Here is a 15,194-nt window from a genome sequence, read left to right as displayed (position 1 = left end):
TACGCGAAAATCAAAACAGAATTTTCGCAGCGGCACCTTAGTCTTGTGCTTGCGGTATCATGGCCCTATGCGCATTATTCTCATTACCGGAATCTCCGGGTCCGGCAAATCCGTCGGACTTACTTCCCTAGAAGACGCTGGTTACTTCTGCGTCGACAATCTCCCGCCTACCCTGTTACGGGCGCTGGTCGCCACCCGCCAGGAAGAGCATGCCGATAAGCTGGCAGTAGCGATGGATGCGCGCAGCGCAAGTTCGCTGATCGGCTTGCCGGCCGATATCGCGTGGCTGCAAAGCCAGGGACACGAAGTCAAAGTCTTGTTCCTGACGGCAAAAACCGATTCGCTGATCGCCCGCTTTTCTGAAACACGCCGCAGCCATCCGCTGTCGCATCGCGGCTTTAGCAGTACCGCAGCGGAAGATCGTCGCACACTGACAGAATGCTTGCGCGAAGAACGCGAAATGCTGTCAGGCGTGGAAGAGATCAGCCATGTCATCGATACCTCCGGCATGAGCGCCAACAAATTGCGCGGCTGGATGAAGGCCTTGATCGAAACCGATCATTCGCCACTGACCGTATTGTTTGAATCTTTCGCTTTCAAATTCGGCGTGCCGCTGGATGCCGACCTGGTATTTGATGTGCGCATGTTGCCGAACCCGCACTATGACCGGCAATTACGCCCGCTGACCGGACGCGATGCACCGGTGCAGGCATTTTTGCAGGCACAGCCGGACGCTACCGCACTGCTGGCGGACATACGCGGCTTTGTCGAAAAATGGCTGCCTGCATTCAAAAAAGACAATCGCAGCTACCTGACCGTCGCCATTGGTTGCACCGGCGGCCAGCATCGCTCCGTGTATATGGTCGAACAATTGGCAGCGCATTTCCGTGCACACGAACACGTCATCCTCAGGCATCGCGAACTCGACTGATCATATTTCTGTCCAAGCGGTATCAGCCTCTATCCCGAACACCCATTTCCCATGCCTGAAAACGAATACTGGCTTCCGCTCTTTCCCCTCAATACCGTCCTGTTCCCGGGCGGCATACTTCCACTCAAGGTTTTTGAAACACGCTATATCGATATGGTGCGCGATTGCATGAAGCGCGAAATGCCATTCGGCGTGGTGTTGATTAAATCGGGGCAGGAAATCGGCAATGCAGCGGAGCCGGAAGAGGTAGGCTGCATGGCACACATCACCGACTGGGACGCACCGCAACTGGGCGTGCTCTTATTACGCACCGAAGGTGGCACGCGCTTTCGTATCCTCGAAACACGTGTGCACAAAGACCAGCATCTGGAAGGTCGGGTGCAAATCCTCGGCCATGGCGGCCCCAGCATCCTGACGAAGGAACAGGAAAGCTGCGCCAACACGCTCAAGCTCGTGATCCACGATATCAATGTCAAAGGTCGTGCCGAAATAGGCGATGAATTCGAAAGCCCGTTTACCGAAAACCTGCGCCTGGACGATGCCGGCTGGGTGGCAAACCGCTGGTGTGAAATCCTGCCGATACCGTTGAAGGCCAGGCAAAAGCTGCTGGAAGTGGATGATGCGCAAACCCGCCTCACCATCATCCAGCAATACCTGCAGCAGCACGAAATAATCTGAAATGAATTTATTGCGTCAGCAGGTCCGGCTCGCGGAATACCGCCAGTAATAATTTTTTGACTGGCGCAGGCAAAGGCGCATCGGCCATTTTCGCCAGCGGATACCAGGCATACTGATCCTGTCCTGCACGTTCGACACGACGCGCCAAAGCGATGTGATACGGCGTGATATGCAGTTTGAAATGCGTGAATACATGCGTAAACATCGACAATTTTTCCTGCGATGTCGCCACGCCAAAACGCGCCACAGCCTGTGTCATTGCGGCATCGAATTGCGCACTACTACTCGCTGATTCGGCCGCAAGCTCCGGCAAGGACAGCAGACCACCCCATATCCCTTTGTCCGGGCGCTGTTCCAGCAAAATTTCATCCTTATCCACGATCAGCAACATCGTAGTCTGTCTTTCAGGCACAGTCTTTTTCGGCTTGCGTATCGGCAGCTCACTGGTGCGGCCGGTAGCGTAAGCAATACAACGATGCGCCAAAGGACAACGCTGGCAGGACGGGCTATTGCGTGTACACAAAGTCGCACCCAGGTCCATCAAACCCTGGGTGTAGGCTTCTACACCACTCTCCGGCAACAGCGCGACCGCGCGCAACCACAATTCATTTTCCACCGCCTTTTCGCCGGGGTAACGCTCGACGCCAAAAACCCGCGCAAAGACGCGCTTGACGTTGCCATCCAGGATGGCCGCGCGTGTACCGTAAGAAAAAGCGGAGATCGCTGCAGCGGTGGAACGGCCTATGCCGGGCAACTGTTCCAGCAGTTCGGGATCACTCGGAAACACACCCCCGTATTCGCCGACTATGGTCTGTGCACACTTGTGCAAATTGCGCGCACGGGAGTAATAACCGAGGCCGCTCCAATGCGCCATCACGTCTTCCGATGGTGCTGCGGCGAGCGAGGCAACCGTAGGGAATGTTTCAAGAAAGCGCAGGTAATAAGGAATTACCGCCGCCACCTGGGTCTGCTGCAACATGATTTCCGAAAGCCAGACGCGATAGGCATCGCGCGTGTTTTGCCACGGCAAGGCATGCCGCCCATGCTGCTTTTGCCAGCTGATGACATCGGCGGAAAAGCCCGGGTCGGACCATGCTGCGGCCGGGGCCTGCGAGGATGATGCGGAAGGAATTGCTTTGCTGCGGGTATCGCTGACTACACGTTTCATCTGGGTCTAGGCCGCCGCTTTATAGGAATCCAGCTGCGCCATGATCGCCGTCTTCAATTCATTTTCCAGGCGCGTCAACAAGGCGCGCTGGGTATCCAGCTCAAATTGCATTTGTTCGAATGCGAGCACTTTTTCTTCCAGGCTGTCAGTCGCCAAATGGATTTTTTCTATCGATTTCTTGCGTCGCTTCAGTTGCACCTTGTGTTCGCCTATTTGTGCTTCCAGCGGCGCCATCACCACTTTCAGCCAGGCTTCAACGTCACGATTGGCTTGCAGGAAGCTTTGCTTCACACGCGAGGCAATCGAATCAAAGAACTTTTGCATCAGGATGACTTGCGGCGTGGTCAGGATGGTCGCTGCACCAAATTGCTTGTGGTACAGCTGTTCTATCATCACGATTTCCTTGCTGTACTTATCCAGCGAGAACGGCATCGGAGTCGATAAGGCGAGGCCGTGTTCAGTAGAAAACTTGCGGTACATGACCGACATCATTTCACCGATTTCATCCGTCTTGGCGGATGACAACTCAAGGTTGTACAGCGCCTGCTGGAAAAATTCCTTTACCGCCTGGCGCAAGCCGGAAGAAAACTTGCTGCGCTCCATCGCATCGCGCGTCTTGTTGATATTGTCTTTCAACACGCCCATACCGAGATGCGTAAATACTTCAGTCGACAGGCGCGCAAATACCGCCCGCGTCGCCTGCAGTTTGAACAGGCTGCCATCGAATTCCATCTTTTCCATATCGATGCGCTTCATCATATGTTGCAGGATGTTTTGATTCTTGCCGCGCAGGCTCTTGAGCTCTATCAGTTGCTCGACCACATTGCGTACGCGTGATGACAGCAAGGCTTGCTTGGCCGACGTGAGTTCGTTTACTTCGGCCATTAATTGGGTGCGGATGATGTCCTGCTTGGCCGGCAGCAATTCATTCGACAAGGCGTTTTCAAGTGTAGGCAAACGGCTTTTCGCCAGCAGCGGTGCATCGCGATTGATTTTCCCGACCAGGCCTTTTTGTGCCGACACCGGGAATACCTGACGCTCCGACAGCTCCAGCGTTTGCGCCACATTCGTCACCTGCATGCGGATTTGCTGCTCGACTTCGGCCGGGCTGCGCAATTCATCCCACATGCTGTCTATCTTGTTGAGCACCACCATGCGGCCGGCACCGGTACCGCCGATATGGTTGCGCCAGATATCGATATCACTCTTGGTCACGCCGGTGTCCGCCGCCAGGATGAACAGTACTGCATGTGCATTCGGGATCAGGTTCAGCGTCAGTTCCGGTTCGGTCCCGATCGCATTCAAACCCGGGGTATCAACTATCACCAGGCCTTGCTGCAATAAGGGATGCGGAAAGTTAACGATCGCGTGGCGCCATTGCGAAATTTCGACCATGCCCTGCTCATCCACCGCGATCACCATATCGAGGTCGGTTTCATCGTAGAGGCCGTAACGCGCCGCTTCTTCCATCGGCACCCGCTTGGTCAGGCTGACTTGCTTGAAGGCTTCCAGCATGCCGTCGGCAGACGAAGTATCAAGCGGCAAAACTGTCCACACCTGGTTCTGCGATTTGAAATCGCTGGTCGATTGCGCTTCGGCGCGGGTTTCTATCGGCAGCAGGCGTATCGAGGGCGGGAAGGTTTCGTCATACATCAATTCGGTCGGGCACATGGTGGTGCGACCGGCTGAAGTAGGCAAAATACGCTGGCCGTAATCGGCAAAGAAAATCGCATTGATCAATTCCGATTTGCCACGCGAAAATTCAGCGACGAAGGCTATCGATAATTTATCTTCATTCAGGCGCGCCAGGGTATGCAGGAAACGCTGGTCGCTGGCAGCATCGGCCAGGTCGCCGGCCGTCACACAATCGCGATAACGCTCCAGCGCAAGTTTGACATCATTGCGCCAGCCGCTGTATTCCTGAAACTTTTGCACCAGATTACTCACGTAAGCCTCTTTTATTCGGTTTAAACCCTGCATCCCAGAGCGACACTAGCACCGCTGCTTACTTTTGACAATTTGGACAGTAAAAGGTCGAACGCTGGCCCTGGACGATTTGCCGGATAGGCGTCTTGCAAATGCGGCAAGGTTCGCCGGTCCGTGCATAGCAAAAGTAATTTTGCTGGAAGTAACCGGACTGTCCGTTAACACCTATAAAGTCTTTCAGCGTACTGCCGCCCTGCTCTATCGCCGCGGCCAGTATCTGTCGTATTGCTTCCGCCAGCCTTTCATAACGCGCGAGCCCGATGCGGTGTGCCGGCGTCTTTGGATTGATACGCGCCTGGAACAAACTCTCGGAGGCATAGATATTCCCGACACCAACCACGATGTCGCCCGCCAGCAACACTTGCTTGATCGCCGAGCTGCGGTTGCGCGTCTGCTGATACAACCATTGCGCACTGAAGGCGGCTTCCAGCGGTTCTACGCCCAGGGTGCGCAAGAGCAGGTGATTTTCTATTGAGCCTTCTTCGGCCGCATGCCACAACACGGCACCGAAACGGCGTGGATCTGTCAGGCGCAATAACTGCGGCCCGATTTCCAGGTCGAAATGGTCATGCTTCTTCGGCGGCACATCTGACGGCAGGATGCGCAAATGCCCGGACATGCCCAAATGGATAATCAGGGTGCCATGGTCGAAATGAATCAACAGGTATTTCCCGCGTCGTCCGGTACTGCGTACCGTGCGCCCGGCCAGCGTTTGTGACAAGGCGGCCGGAAACGGCCAGCGCAAGCCGGTATGGCGCAAGGCCACGCCAGTGATCACTTGCCCTTCCAGATGCGGCGCGACACCGCGGCGCGTTACTTCGACTTCGGGTAATTCAGGCATGGGGACTGCGATTTCCAGGATGATTTAAACGATGCTACCAAGGTAGCGCATTGCCGGGCGGTTGAGCGTAGAATAAAACCTCGCTCGATTTGCATGGACTTCAATTGAAAAATGCCCTTGTCATTGTAACGCTGTCAGCCCTGATTACCGCTACGGCCAATACCCAAGCCCAACCGCAGGCACCGGAAACCGCCGCTGCGGCTACCCAGGAAAGTCCGGCACCGCTTACGGCCAAACCTCCTGCCAGCAGCAAAAAGGTGGCAACAGGGAAAACTGAAGATCCGCTCCCCTCGGTCCAGCTGACCGCACCATTGCTATACAAATTATTACGCGCCGAACTGGCCCTCCAGCGTGGTGACTGGCAATTGGCATATGTTTCCATGCTGGTCACGGCACAGGAAACCCGAGATCCACGTCTGGCGGAACGGGCGGCAAAAGTAGCCCTGAGTGCAAAACAGGTAGGTGAAGCGTTGTCCGCAGTACGCCTGTGGCATGAACTGGCACCGAACTCGGATGAAGCCAACCAGTTTTACCTCGGCCTGATCATTCTTGGCGACAATCTGAAGGAAGCACGTCCCATCCTGATTGAACGCCTGCGCCAGGCTTCGCCGCAAACGCGCGGTGTACTGATCCTCGAAATACAGCGCCTGCTGGCCAACACCAAGGATAAAAACGCCGCTTTTGCCCTGCTGGAAGAAGTCACCACGCCCTACCAGGATTTGGTCGAGACCCATCTTGCATTGGCGCAAAGCGCATTCACCAAAAATGACATTGCACGCGCCAACAGCGAAGCGCAAATTGCCTTGAAGCTCAAGCCGGATATGGAACTCGCCGTCCTGATGGTGGCGCAATCCACCAGCAGTCGCGCAGAGGCACTGCAAATCCTGGCGGACTTCCTCAAAACCAATCCGAAAGCGCGTGAAGTACGCGTGGCCTACGCAAAAATCCTGATCGATAACAAACAGTACGACCAGGCTCGCGAGCAATTCGAACAATTGCTGAAAGACGATCCGAAAGACCTGACCATCCTGTATGCGATGGGCATACTCGGCGCGCAAACGAATGACATTCCGATGGCGGAGAAATACCTGACGGCTTACCTGCAGGCGCTGGAAGACAATCCCGACGAAAGTCGCGATCCGGTGCAAGCACAGCTGATCATGTCGCAAATTGCCGAAGACCGGAAAGATTATGCAACCGCGTTGAAATGGCTGGCACAAGTCGAGCCGGGCCCGGCGTATATGGCAGCACAGATCAGAAGTGCGCAGTTGATGGCGATGGGTGGTGACCTCAACGGTGGACGCAACCTGCTCAGCCACCTGAAACCGCAAGGTCAGCGCGAACAAATCCAGGTCATCGTGGCCGAAGCGCAATTGCTGCGTGACGCCAACCGTGTACCGGAAGCAATGACGGTACTCAGCAATGGCTTGAAGCGTTTCCCTGACGATACCGGCCTGCTCTACGACTACGCGATGCTGGCTGAAAAAGCCAACAAGATGGACGCGATGGAAACCGCGCTGCGCAAGATCATTCGCCTCGCACCGGATAACCAGCACGCTTATAACGCGCTCGGCTATTCCTTTGCAGATCGGAATATCCATTTGCAGGAAGCACTGGCATTGATCGAAAAAGCATCGAAGATCGCACCGGAAGATCCATTCATCATGGATAGCATGGGTTGGGTGCAATTCCGCCTTGGCCGCCTGCAGGAAGCGGAAAACTATCTGCGCCGCGCTTATGCCATTCGTCCCGATGTCGAAATCGGCGTGCACTTGGGCGAAGTATTGTGGGTCAAGGGACAACGGGCCGAAGCGCAAAAATTCTGGCGTGATGCTAACCAGAAAGATCCACAAAGTGATTTATTGAAAAGCACATTGACACGCCTGCGCGCGCAATTGTGATGTGAACGGTTTGACGGCAACGCCGTCAAACCCGCATGCCTGCCTGGCAAGCTCGTCTACTGTCGATGCCTTGCCGGCTTCATCATCGGCACATCCTGCCAACTCAATACATCAGATCAATCATGCCTCGTAAACTGACCGCTATCCTCATCATGTCCACTGCCTTGCTCGGCGCTTGTGCCAGCATCACGCCGCCGACGGGACCGGCGAGCGAACAAGCCGCAACAGCACGCAAGTATCAGGAAGCAATTACGCTGGGTGGTCGCCTGTCGGTGCAATACCAAAAAGATGACAAGGATGAAGCAATACACGGTAGCTTCACCTGGAAACAAAGCAAGGACCGCAGTTCGATTGCGATCCTGTCCCCACTGGGACAAATCCTGGCCACGATTGAAGTAACACCTGATAACGCAACCCTGGTTCAGTCGGGGCAGCCGCCACGTAGCGCGGCAGATGTCGACTTATTGGTAGAACAAACGCTCGGATGGCCGCTGCCGGTGTCCGGCTTGCGCAGTTGGCTGCAAGGCTTTGCCAACGATACAAATAACAAAACATTTATCGCAACACCCGTCAACAACAGGGTCACAACACGCGACGGCTGGAATATCCAGTACCCGACCTGGGAAAGCGATCAGCAAAGCCCGCCGCAAGACCGCCCGAAACGCATAGACCTGGAACGCCAGACAGCACAGGCCGGCAAAGTTGCGATACGCATCGTGCTCGATAACTGGCAAACACCCTGATCCGTTCGCACCCTTTATATCCATGGTACTTACCCTTAATCACTGCCCGGCACCGGCCAAGCTGAATCTCTTCCTGCATGTCACCGGACGACGTGCGGATGGCTACCATTTGCTGCAAAGCGTATTCCAGCTGATAGATCGCGGTGACGTGCTGCACTTCGCGACACGCGACGATAGCTTGATACAGCGCACGACGGATCTGCCCGGCGTACCGGCTGAGAGTGATCTGGTAGTGCGTGCGGCCAAATTATTACAAACGGTGGCGACAGAAAAAAATCCGGCAAAGAATTTCGGTGCCGATATCGCCGTGGAAAAGAAGCTGCCTATCGGCGGCGGCCTCGGTGGCGGGTCATCCGATGCCGCCACCACCCTGCTGGCATTGAACCATTTATGGCAAACCGGTCTGAACCGTGCGGAATTGATGGCGCTGGGCCTGCAATTAGGTGCCGATGTACCGTTTTTCATCTTTGGTCAAAATGCCTTTGCCGAGGGTATAGGCGAGGCTTTGGCAGGGGTAGAAACGCCGGATCGCTGGTTTGTTGTAATCGAACCCGGGGTTTCGGTGCCAACCCAACAGATATTTTCATCAACTGAATTGACAAGGGATACGAAACCCGTCAAAATATCGGACTTTTCCGGAGCTCAAGAAAGCTTCGGCAAAAACGACCTGCAAGTCGTGGCTGAAAAATTGTTTCCACCGATTGCCGATGCCATTAAATGGCTGGGACAATACGGAAATGCAAGAATGACGGGATCCGGCGCTTGTGTGTTTTGCCCGTTTGAGCAAGAACAGCAAGCCGATGCAGTACTGGCAACAGTACCGCCGCACTGGAAAGCCTGGAAAGCCAAAGCGATCAAGCATCATCCGCTCGCTTATTTGCAGCAGTCGTGACACCAGATTAGTTTGACGCAGCATCCGCCGCTTTGATAGCGAAGATGCAACGGCAAACACAAGGTTGCGTAGGGGAATCGCCAAGTTGGTTAAGGCACTGGATTTTGATTCCAGCATTCGAAGGTTCGAATCCTTCTTCCCCTGCCATTACATTCAAGAGTAAGTGACATACAAGCAAGCCGCCAACACAAGACACCATCGTCGAGTTTTGGCGGCTTTCCACCTTTCTAACGACTGCAAGCAGAGATTTCCATGGCACTCGAAAACCTAATGGTTTTTACCGGTAACGCAAATCCGGATCTGGCTTTGGGCGTTGCCAAGCAACTCGGCCTCCCGCTCGGCAAAGCTGTTGTTTCCAAATTTTCCGATGGCGAAATCGTTGTTGAAATCAACGAAAACGTACGCGGCAAAGACGTATTTGTATTGCAATCGACCTGCGCGCCGACCAATGACAACCTGATGGAAATCATGTTGATGGTAGACGCACTGAAACGTGCATCAGCTGGCCGCATCACCGCCGCCATCCCGTACTACGGATATGCACGCCAGGATCGCCGCCCACGCTCAGCGCGTGTTGCGATTTCGGCCAAGGTCGTTGCCAATATGTTGCAGGAAGCCGGCGTTGAACGCGTTTTGATCATGGATCTGCACGCCGATCAAATCCAGGGCTTCTTCGATATTCCGGTTGATAATATTTACGCATCCCCGATTTTGTTGCGTGACCTGGTTACCAAGAATCATGAAGACCTGCTGGTCGTTTCCCCTGACGTTGGCGGCGTAGTTCGCGCCCGCGCCCTGGCAAAACGCCTGAACTGCGATCTGGCCATCATCGACAAACGTCGCCCTAAGGCAAACGTTTCCGAAGTGATGAACATCATCGGTGAAGTCGAAGGCCGCAACTGCGTGATCATGGATGACATGGTCGATACCGCAGGCACCTTGACCAAGGCAGCAGAAGTATTGAAAGAACGCGGCGCGAAGAAAGTTATCGCTTACTGTACGCATCCGGTCCTGTCCGGTCCTGCGATTGAGCGCATCACTACCTCGCCGCTGGATGAACTGGTCGTCACCGACACCATCCCGCTGACAGAAGCAGCCAAGGCCTGCCCTAAGATTCGCGTGTTGTCCTGCGCTGAATTGCTGGCAGAAACCTTCAAGCGCATCAGCACCGGTGATTCCGTGATGTCGATGTTTGCCGACTAAGAACGTTTAAACCTGTGTCCCAGGACACAGGCAGGATGTCAGCGCTGTGTTTCATGCTGATGTCCAAAACCGGGGCGGTATTACCGCCCCACTTTTAAAATCCCCTGGTCGCGGGGGATTTAACCGCCAGATGGTTTTCATCCGGCATATTTGGAGTTTCATCATGAAAGTAATCGCATTTGCACGCAAAGAGCTGGGGACCGGAGCGAGCCGCCGCCAGCGCATTGCAGGCCTGACCCCTGGTATCGTTTATGGCGGTACCGCAGCACCAGTAAATATCTCGCTCGACCACAATGCCCTGTACCATGCATTGAAAAAAGAAGCTTTCCATTCGTCGATCCTCGACCTGGAAGTAGATGGCAAAGTAGAACAAGTCCTGTTGCGCGACTTCCAAGTCCACGCATACAAACAACTCGTTTTGCACGCTGACTTCCAACGCGTCGATGCTAAACAAAAGATCCACGTAAAAGTGCCTCTGCACTTCGTCAATGCAGAAACATCGCCAGCAGTTAAACTGCACGGCGGCATCATCAGCCACGTAGCTTCCGAACTGGACATCACCTGCTTGCCAGGCGAATTGCCAGAATTCGTTGAAGTTGACCTGGCTAAACTGGACGTTGGCCACTCGATCCACTTGGCTGACATCAAATTGCCTAAAGGCGTTGCTGCAGTGATCCACGGTGGTGAAGACAACCCAACGATCGCTACCGCTTCGGTTCCTGCCGGTAAAGTTGAAGCAGAAGCTGACGCTGCTGCCGCAGCAGCTGCATCTGCCGCCGCTGCTCCAGCTGGCGACAAGAAGTAATTCAGTCAGTATTTGCCCGGCTTCGGTCGGGCAATGAAAGAACCCGTCCTTGTGGCGGGTTTTTTTATGCGGTTTTTAATACTGAAACGGACACAAGTACGTTTCATCCCCGATAATCAGGTTTTCCAATTTTCACGACGCCATGCCTATACGTCTTATCGTCGGTCTCGGCAATCCCGGCCAGGAATACGAACAAACCCGCCATAACGCCGGCTTCTGGCTGGTCGATCAATTGGCGCACAATACGCCGCGCTGTAATTTGTCGCGCGAAAGCAAATACAATGCGCTCGCCGCCAAAACCGTGATCGCCGGCCAAGAAGTCTGGCTGCTGGAACCGCAGACTTTCATGAATCGCTCCGGACAATCGGTCGGCGCACTTGCCCGTTTCTACAAAATCCAGCCGGATGAAGTCCTGGTCGCGCACGATGAACTGGACCTGCCGCCCGGCGTCGCCAAACTGAAAAAAGGCGGCTCATCAGGTGGCCATAATGGCCTGAAAGACATCACCGCCGCACTCGGTACGCAGGATTACTGGCGCTTGCGCATAGGCATAGGCCATCCGCGCACATTGAACCTACAGCAAGCCGTAGTCGACTTCGTACTGCACCGGCCACGCAAGGAAGAACAGCCGCTGATCGATGAAGCCATCGCCAAAAGCCTGGATGTCATTCCCATGCTGTGCGAAGGCAAATTCGAAGCCGCCACCATGCAGCTGCATACCAATAAGTAAGTTCGCCGCACACTATCCCGGCGCCACCAGTCTTAAATCCCGGCAAGCGGTGCCGGTACGGTAAAATAGCGGGTTAATTAACATCTCAGCAAAGCACATATCATGAGTCTCAAATGCGGCATCGTCGGCCTGCCTAACGTCGGCAAATCCACCCTATTCAATGCCCTCACGAAAGCCGGCATCCCCGCTGAGAACTATCCGTTCTGCACGATTGAACCTAACGTCGGCATGGTCGAAGTGCCGGATCCGCGTTTGCAGGCCCTGGCAGAGATCGTCAAGCCTGAACGCATCCTGCCGGCCACCGTCGAATTCGTCGATATCGCCGGCCTGGTAGCCGGTGCATCGAAGGGCGAAGGCCTGGGTAATCAATTCCTCGCGCACATCCGCGAAACCGATGCCATCGTCAACGTGGTACGTTGCTTTGAAGACGACAACGTCATCCACGTCGCCGGCAAGATCAATCCGCTCGACGATATCGAAGTGATCCAGACCGAATTGGCATTGGCCGATATGGGTACGGTCGAAAAAGCGATACACCGCGAAAACAAAAAAGCCCGTTCCGGCGACAAGGACGCCAGCAAGCTAGTCGCACTGCTGGAACGCATCATGCCGCACCTGGATGAAGCCAAGCCGGTACGTGCAATGGGCCTGGATAAGGAAGAAATGGAATTGATCAAGCCTTTGTGCCTGATCACTGCCAAACCTGCGATGTATGTCGGCAATGTGTCGGATTCCGGCTTTACCGACAATCCTTTGCTCGATCAACTGACTGCTTACGCCAAATCGCAAAACGCACCGGTAGTCGCAATTTGCGCCGCGATCGAATCCGAAATCGCCGATCTGGAAGAAGCCGACAAAAAAGAATTCCTCGCCGATATGGGCATGGAAGAACCTGGCCTGGATCGCCTGATCCGCGCCGGCTTCAAACTGCTGGGTCTGCAAAGCTATTTCACCGCAGGTGTGAAAGAAGTCCGTGCCTGGACCATCCCGGTCGGCGCTACCGCGCCACAGGCGGCAGGCGTGATCCATACCGATTTCGAACGCGGTTTCATCCGCGCACAAACCATTTCCTACGAAGACTACATCGCCTACAAGGGTGAAAACGGTGCGAAGGAAGCCGGCAAGATGCGCGCCGAAGGCAAGGAATACATCGTCAAGGATGGCGATGTGCTGAACTTCCTGTTCAACGTTTAATCCGCTTGCGGCAGCACTGTTTGCCTGAAGGCAGGCAGTGCTTATTCAGCTCACAGACAGAAAACCTGATCCATGCCCATCCTCACCGAACTGAATCTCTATCCAATCAAATCCTGCGCCGGTATTTCACTGCGCGAAGCAACGCTCACTGCAGCCGGTTTGATGAGCGAACAGATTTATGACCGTGAATGGATGATCGTCGATGAAAACGGCGATGCACTGACGCAGCGCGAATATCCGAAGATGGCTTTGATCGCACCACGCATCAAGGCCGATACGCTGGAATTGCGCGCGCCCGGCATGCTGCGTCTCGAAGTGCCGCTCGGCCTGCCCGCTCCGGAAGATGAAAAACTCATCCGCGTGCAAGTCTGGGATGACCAGGTCGATGCCTATGATTGCGATGACACCACCGCACTGTGGTTCTCGAATGCACTCGGCGTGAAATGCCGGCTGGTACGCTTCCACCCGGATGCGACACGTTATTCGAGCAAGAAATGGACGAATGATGCCGAAGTACCGGTGCTCTTCTCCGACGGTTACCCTATGCTGGTGATAGGTACAGGTTCACTCGAAGACCTGAATGAAAAGCTGGTCGCACAAGGTCGCAGCCCGGTTCCAATGAATCGCTTCCGCCCGAATCTGGTGTTCAGCGACATCGCACCATTTGAGGAAGACCTGGCTGATGTGTACCAATTTGAGGGTGCCGCGCTGAAACCGGTCAAGCCCTGCCCGCGTTGCCCGCTGCCGTCGGTTGACCAGGCCAGCGGTGAGTTTGGTCCCGATCCGCTCGACATCCTCGGCACTTACCGCGCCAACCCCAAAGTCGATGGCAGCATCACTTTCGGCATGAATGCGGTTGTACTCAACGGCGAAGGCAGCATCTTGCGCGTCGGACAAAATGTGGGCGTCGATCCAGTCTTCTGATGCGCACAAAAATTGCTATGAAGTAAGCATCAAGGTAGTATGCAGCACGTTATTACTGCCCCCTCATTACTGCTCCATCTACCGCCGTCCTGACCTGACATCCATGTCTAACAAGCTGGTTACTGAAAATTCGCAGTTGCGCACCCAGCTTAAATTATTGCTGGAGCAGGCGCATCGCAATCAGCAAATCATGCAGCGCTATCAGGAATTCGACCTGAAATTCATCGGCGCCAACAGCTTCCAGGAATTGATAGACAGCGTCTTCGACACGCTGACAGAAGCATCCGAACTGGACGTCATCACCCTCTCACTGATCGATCCTGCGGCAGAAATCCGCCGCATCCTGAGCGACCTGCGCATAGATATCAGCGACTACCCAAACCTGCTGTTCGTCGAGGACAAAGACGGTGTAGGCGAGATCGCGCATCCGGCGCGCAAGCCGGCGCTGGGCCCGTACAACACGATGCAACACAAGCGCCTGTTTCCCGATACCGTGTTGAAACCGGCCAGCGTGGCGATTTTGCCGCTGATACGCCGCAATACCCTGATCGGCTGGCTCAGCCTGGGTAGCCTGGATCCGACCCGTTTCACCGCGAATATGGCCAGCGACTTTTTGCAGCATCGCGCTTCCATCGTCGCCATCTGCGTCGAAAACGTCATCAATAACGAACGACTGCAACACATAGGCCTGACCGACCCGCTGACGGGCGTCAACAACCGGCGTTATGTCGAACGACGCCTGCTGGAAGAAGTCGGACGTACGCAAAGGCATGGCTATGCCTTGTCCGGCATGTACATCGATCTCGATCACTTCAAAAAGGTGAACGATAACTTTGGCCACCAGGGTGGTGATGAAGTCTTGTGTGAAGTTGCCAACCGCATCAAGGCGGAGTTACGCCTGAGCGATGCACTCGGACGTTTTGGCGGCGAGGAGTTCGTCGTGCTGCTGATCGACGCGCCGCTGGATGCGGCATTGGCGGTAGCAGAACGCATACGCGCCAGCGTCAGCGAGCGCCCTATCGTGCTGGGCAGCGGTGAAGAATTGCAAGCCACGGTATCGATAGGGGTCGCCAGCCTGGACCCAACGGATCGGCAAGACAGCGCCGCAGTCGCACAACAATTGCTCGCCAGGGCCGACCTGGCGCTGTATCAGGCCAAGAAAGAAGGCCGGAATAAAGTCATCAGTGCGAGCTGAGAT

The 15,194-nt window shown here is 54.9% G+C and carries 14 protein-coding genes and 1 tRNA gene; 12 read left to right on the top strand and 3 right to left on the bottom strand.

Features of this window, described 5'->3' with window-relative positions; translation table 11 throughout:
• Positions 1–67 precede the first annotated feature (67 nt).
• Both rapZ and ACFQPC_RS15070 read left to right on the top strand, forming a co-directional pair.
• Positions 68–931 (top strand): RNase adapter RapZ, encoded by an 864-nt coding sequence (rapZ, locus tag ACFQPC_RS15075; protein ID WP_382272679.1) that lies wholly within the window; start codon positions 68–70, stop codon positions 929–931.
• A 51-nt stretch (positions 932–982) separates the two neighbouring features.
• On the top strand, positions 983–1,609 hold the full coding sequence (locus ACFQPC_RS15070) for an LON peptidase substrate-binding domain-containing protein (RefSeq protein ID WP_382272678.1): 627 nt from the start codon (positions 983–985) through the stop codon (positions 1,607–1,609).
• Between the two features lie 7 nt (positions 1,610–1,616).
• Here the strand turns inward: ACFQPC_RS15070 and mutY are convergent, their stop codons facing one another.
• From mutY to mutM, 3 genes are read right to left on the bottom strand one after another with little or no spacing between them, the layout of a single operon-like run.
• Positions 1,617–2,777, bottom strand: coding sequence for an A/G-specific adenine glycosylase (gene mutY, locus ACFQPC_RS15065; protein WP_382272677.1), 1,161 nt, complete (start codon positions 2,775–2,777; stop codon positions 1,617–1,619).
• A gap of 6 nt (positions 2,778–2,783) precedes the next feature.
• Positions 2,784–4,724, bottom strand: a complete 1,941-nt coding sequence (locus ACFQPC_RS15060; protein WP_382272676.1) for a dynamin family protein — start codon at positions 4,722–4,724, stop codon at positions 2,784–2,786.
• A gap of 58 nt (positions 4,725–4,782) precedes the next feature.
• A complete protein-coding gene (gene mutM / locus ACFQPC_RS15055) occupies positions 4,783–5,604 on the bottom strand; it encodes a bifunctional DNA-formamidopyrimidine glycosylase/DNA-(apurinic or apyrimidinic site) lyase (protein WP_382272675.1) in 822 nt (273 codons plus the stop codon).
• 104 nt (positions 5,605–5,708) lie between these two features.
• Here mutM and ACFQPC_RS15050 point away from each other — a divergent pair, with 104 nt between their 5' ends.
• From ACFQPC_RS15050 to ACFQPC_RS15005, 10 genes are all read left to right on the top strand, one after another.
• Positions 5,709–7,505: a tetratricopeptide repeat protein gene (locus ACFQPC_RS15050; RefSeq protein ID WP_382272674.1), complete on the top strand. Its 1,797-nt coding sequence runs from the start codon at positions 5,709–5,711 to the stop codon at positions 7,503–7,505.
• 122 nt (positions 7,506–7,627) lie between these two features.
• Complete coding sequence (gene lolB / locus ACFQPC_RS15045; RefSeq protein ID WP_382272673.1) at positions 7,628–8,248, top strand: lipoprotein insertase outer membrane protein LolB; 621 nt, start codon at positions 7,628–7,630, stop codon at positions 8,246–8,248.
• Between the two features lie 22 nt (positions 8,249–8,270).
• Positions 8,271–9,140, top strand: a complete 870-nt coding sequence (gene ispE / locus ACFQPC_RS15040) for a 4-(cytidine 5'-diphospho)-2-C-methyl-D-erythritol kinase (RefSeq protein WP_382272672.1) — start codon at positions 8,271–8,273, stop codon at positions 9,138–9,140.
• A gap of 70 nt (positions 9,141–9,210) precedes the next feature.
• A tRNA-Gln gene (locus ACFQPC_RS15035) sits at positions 9,211–9,287 on the top strand.
• 105 nt (positions 9,288–9,392) lie between these two features.
• Positions 9,393–10,343: a ribose-phosphate pyrophosphokinase gene (locus ACFQPC_RS15030; protein WP_012080971.1), complete on the top strand. Its 951-nt coding sequence runs from the start codon at positions 9,393–9,395 to the stop codon at positions 10,341–10,343.
• Between the two features lie 163 nt (positions 10,344–10,506).
• Positions 10,507–11,148, top strand: coding sequence for a 50S ribosomal protein L25/general stress protein Ctc (locus ACFQPC_RS15025; protein WP_382272671.1), 642 nt, complete (start codon positions 10,507–10,509; stop codon positions 11,146–11,148).
• A gap of 142 nt (positions 11,149–11,290) precedes the next feature.
• The gene (gene pth / locus ACFQPC_RS15020; RefSeq protein ID WP_382272670.1) at positions 11,291–11,878 is read left to right on the top strand and encodes an aminoacyl-tRNA hydrolase; all 588 of its coding nucleotides are present in this window, start codon (positions 11,291–11,293) and stop codon (positions 11,876–11,878) included.
• A gap of 102 nt (positions 11,879–11,980) precedes the next feature.
• Positions 11,981–13,072: a redox-regulated ATPase YchF gene (gene ychF, locus ACFQPC_RS15015; RefSeq protein WP_382272669.1), complete on the top strand. Its 1,092-nt coding sequence runs from the start codon at positions 11,981–11,983 to the stop codon at positions 13,070–13,072.
• A 72-nt stretch (positions 13,073–13,144) separates the two neighbouring features.
• The gene (locus ACFQPC_RS15010; protein ID WP_382272668.1) at positions 13,145–13,996 is read left to right on the top strand and encodes an MOSC domain-containing protein; all 852 of its coding nucleotides are present in this window, start codon (positions 13,145–13,147) and stop codon (positions 13,994–13,996) included.
• A 103-nt stretch (positions 13,997–14,099) separates the two neighbouring features.
• Complete coding sequence (locus tag ACFQPC_RS15005) at positions 14,100–15,191, top strand: DUF484 family protein (RefSeq protein WP_382272667.1); 1,092 nt, start codon at positions 14,100–14,102, stop codon at positions 15,189–15,191.
• Positions 15,192–15,194 lie beyond the last annotated feature (3 nt).

The organism is Herminiimonas glaciei (genome assembly GCF_042664955.1).
GTDB classification, from domain to species: Bacteria; Pseudomonadota; Gammaproteobacteria; order Burkholderiales; family Burkholderiaceae_D; genus Oxalicibacterium; species Oxalicibacterium glaciei.
Note: the sequence above shows the minus strand (reverse complement) of the source record. Positions and strands in the feature narration are given on the sequence as shown.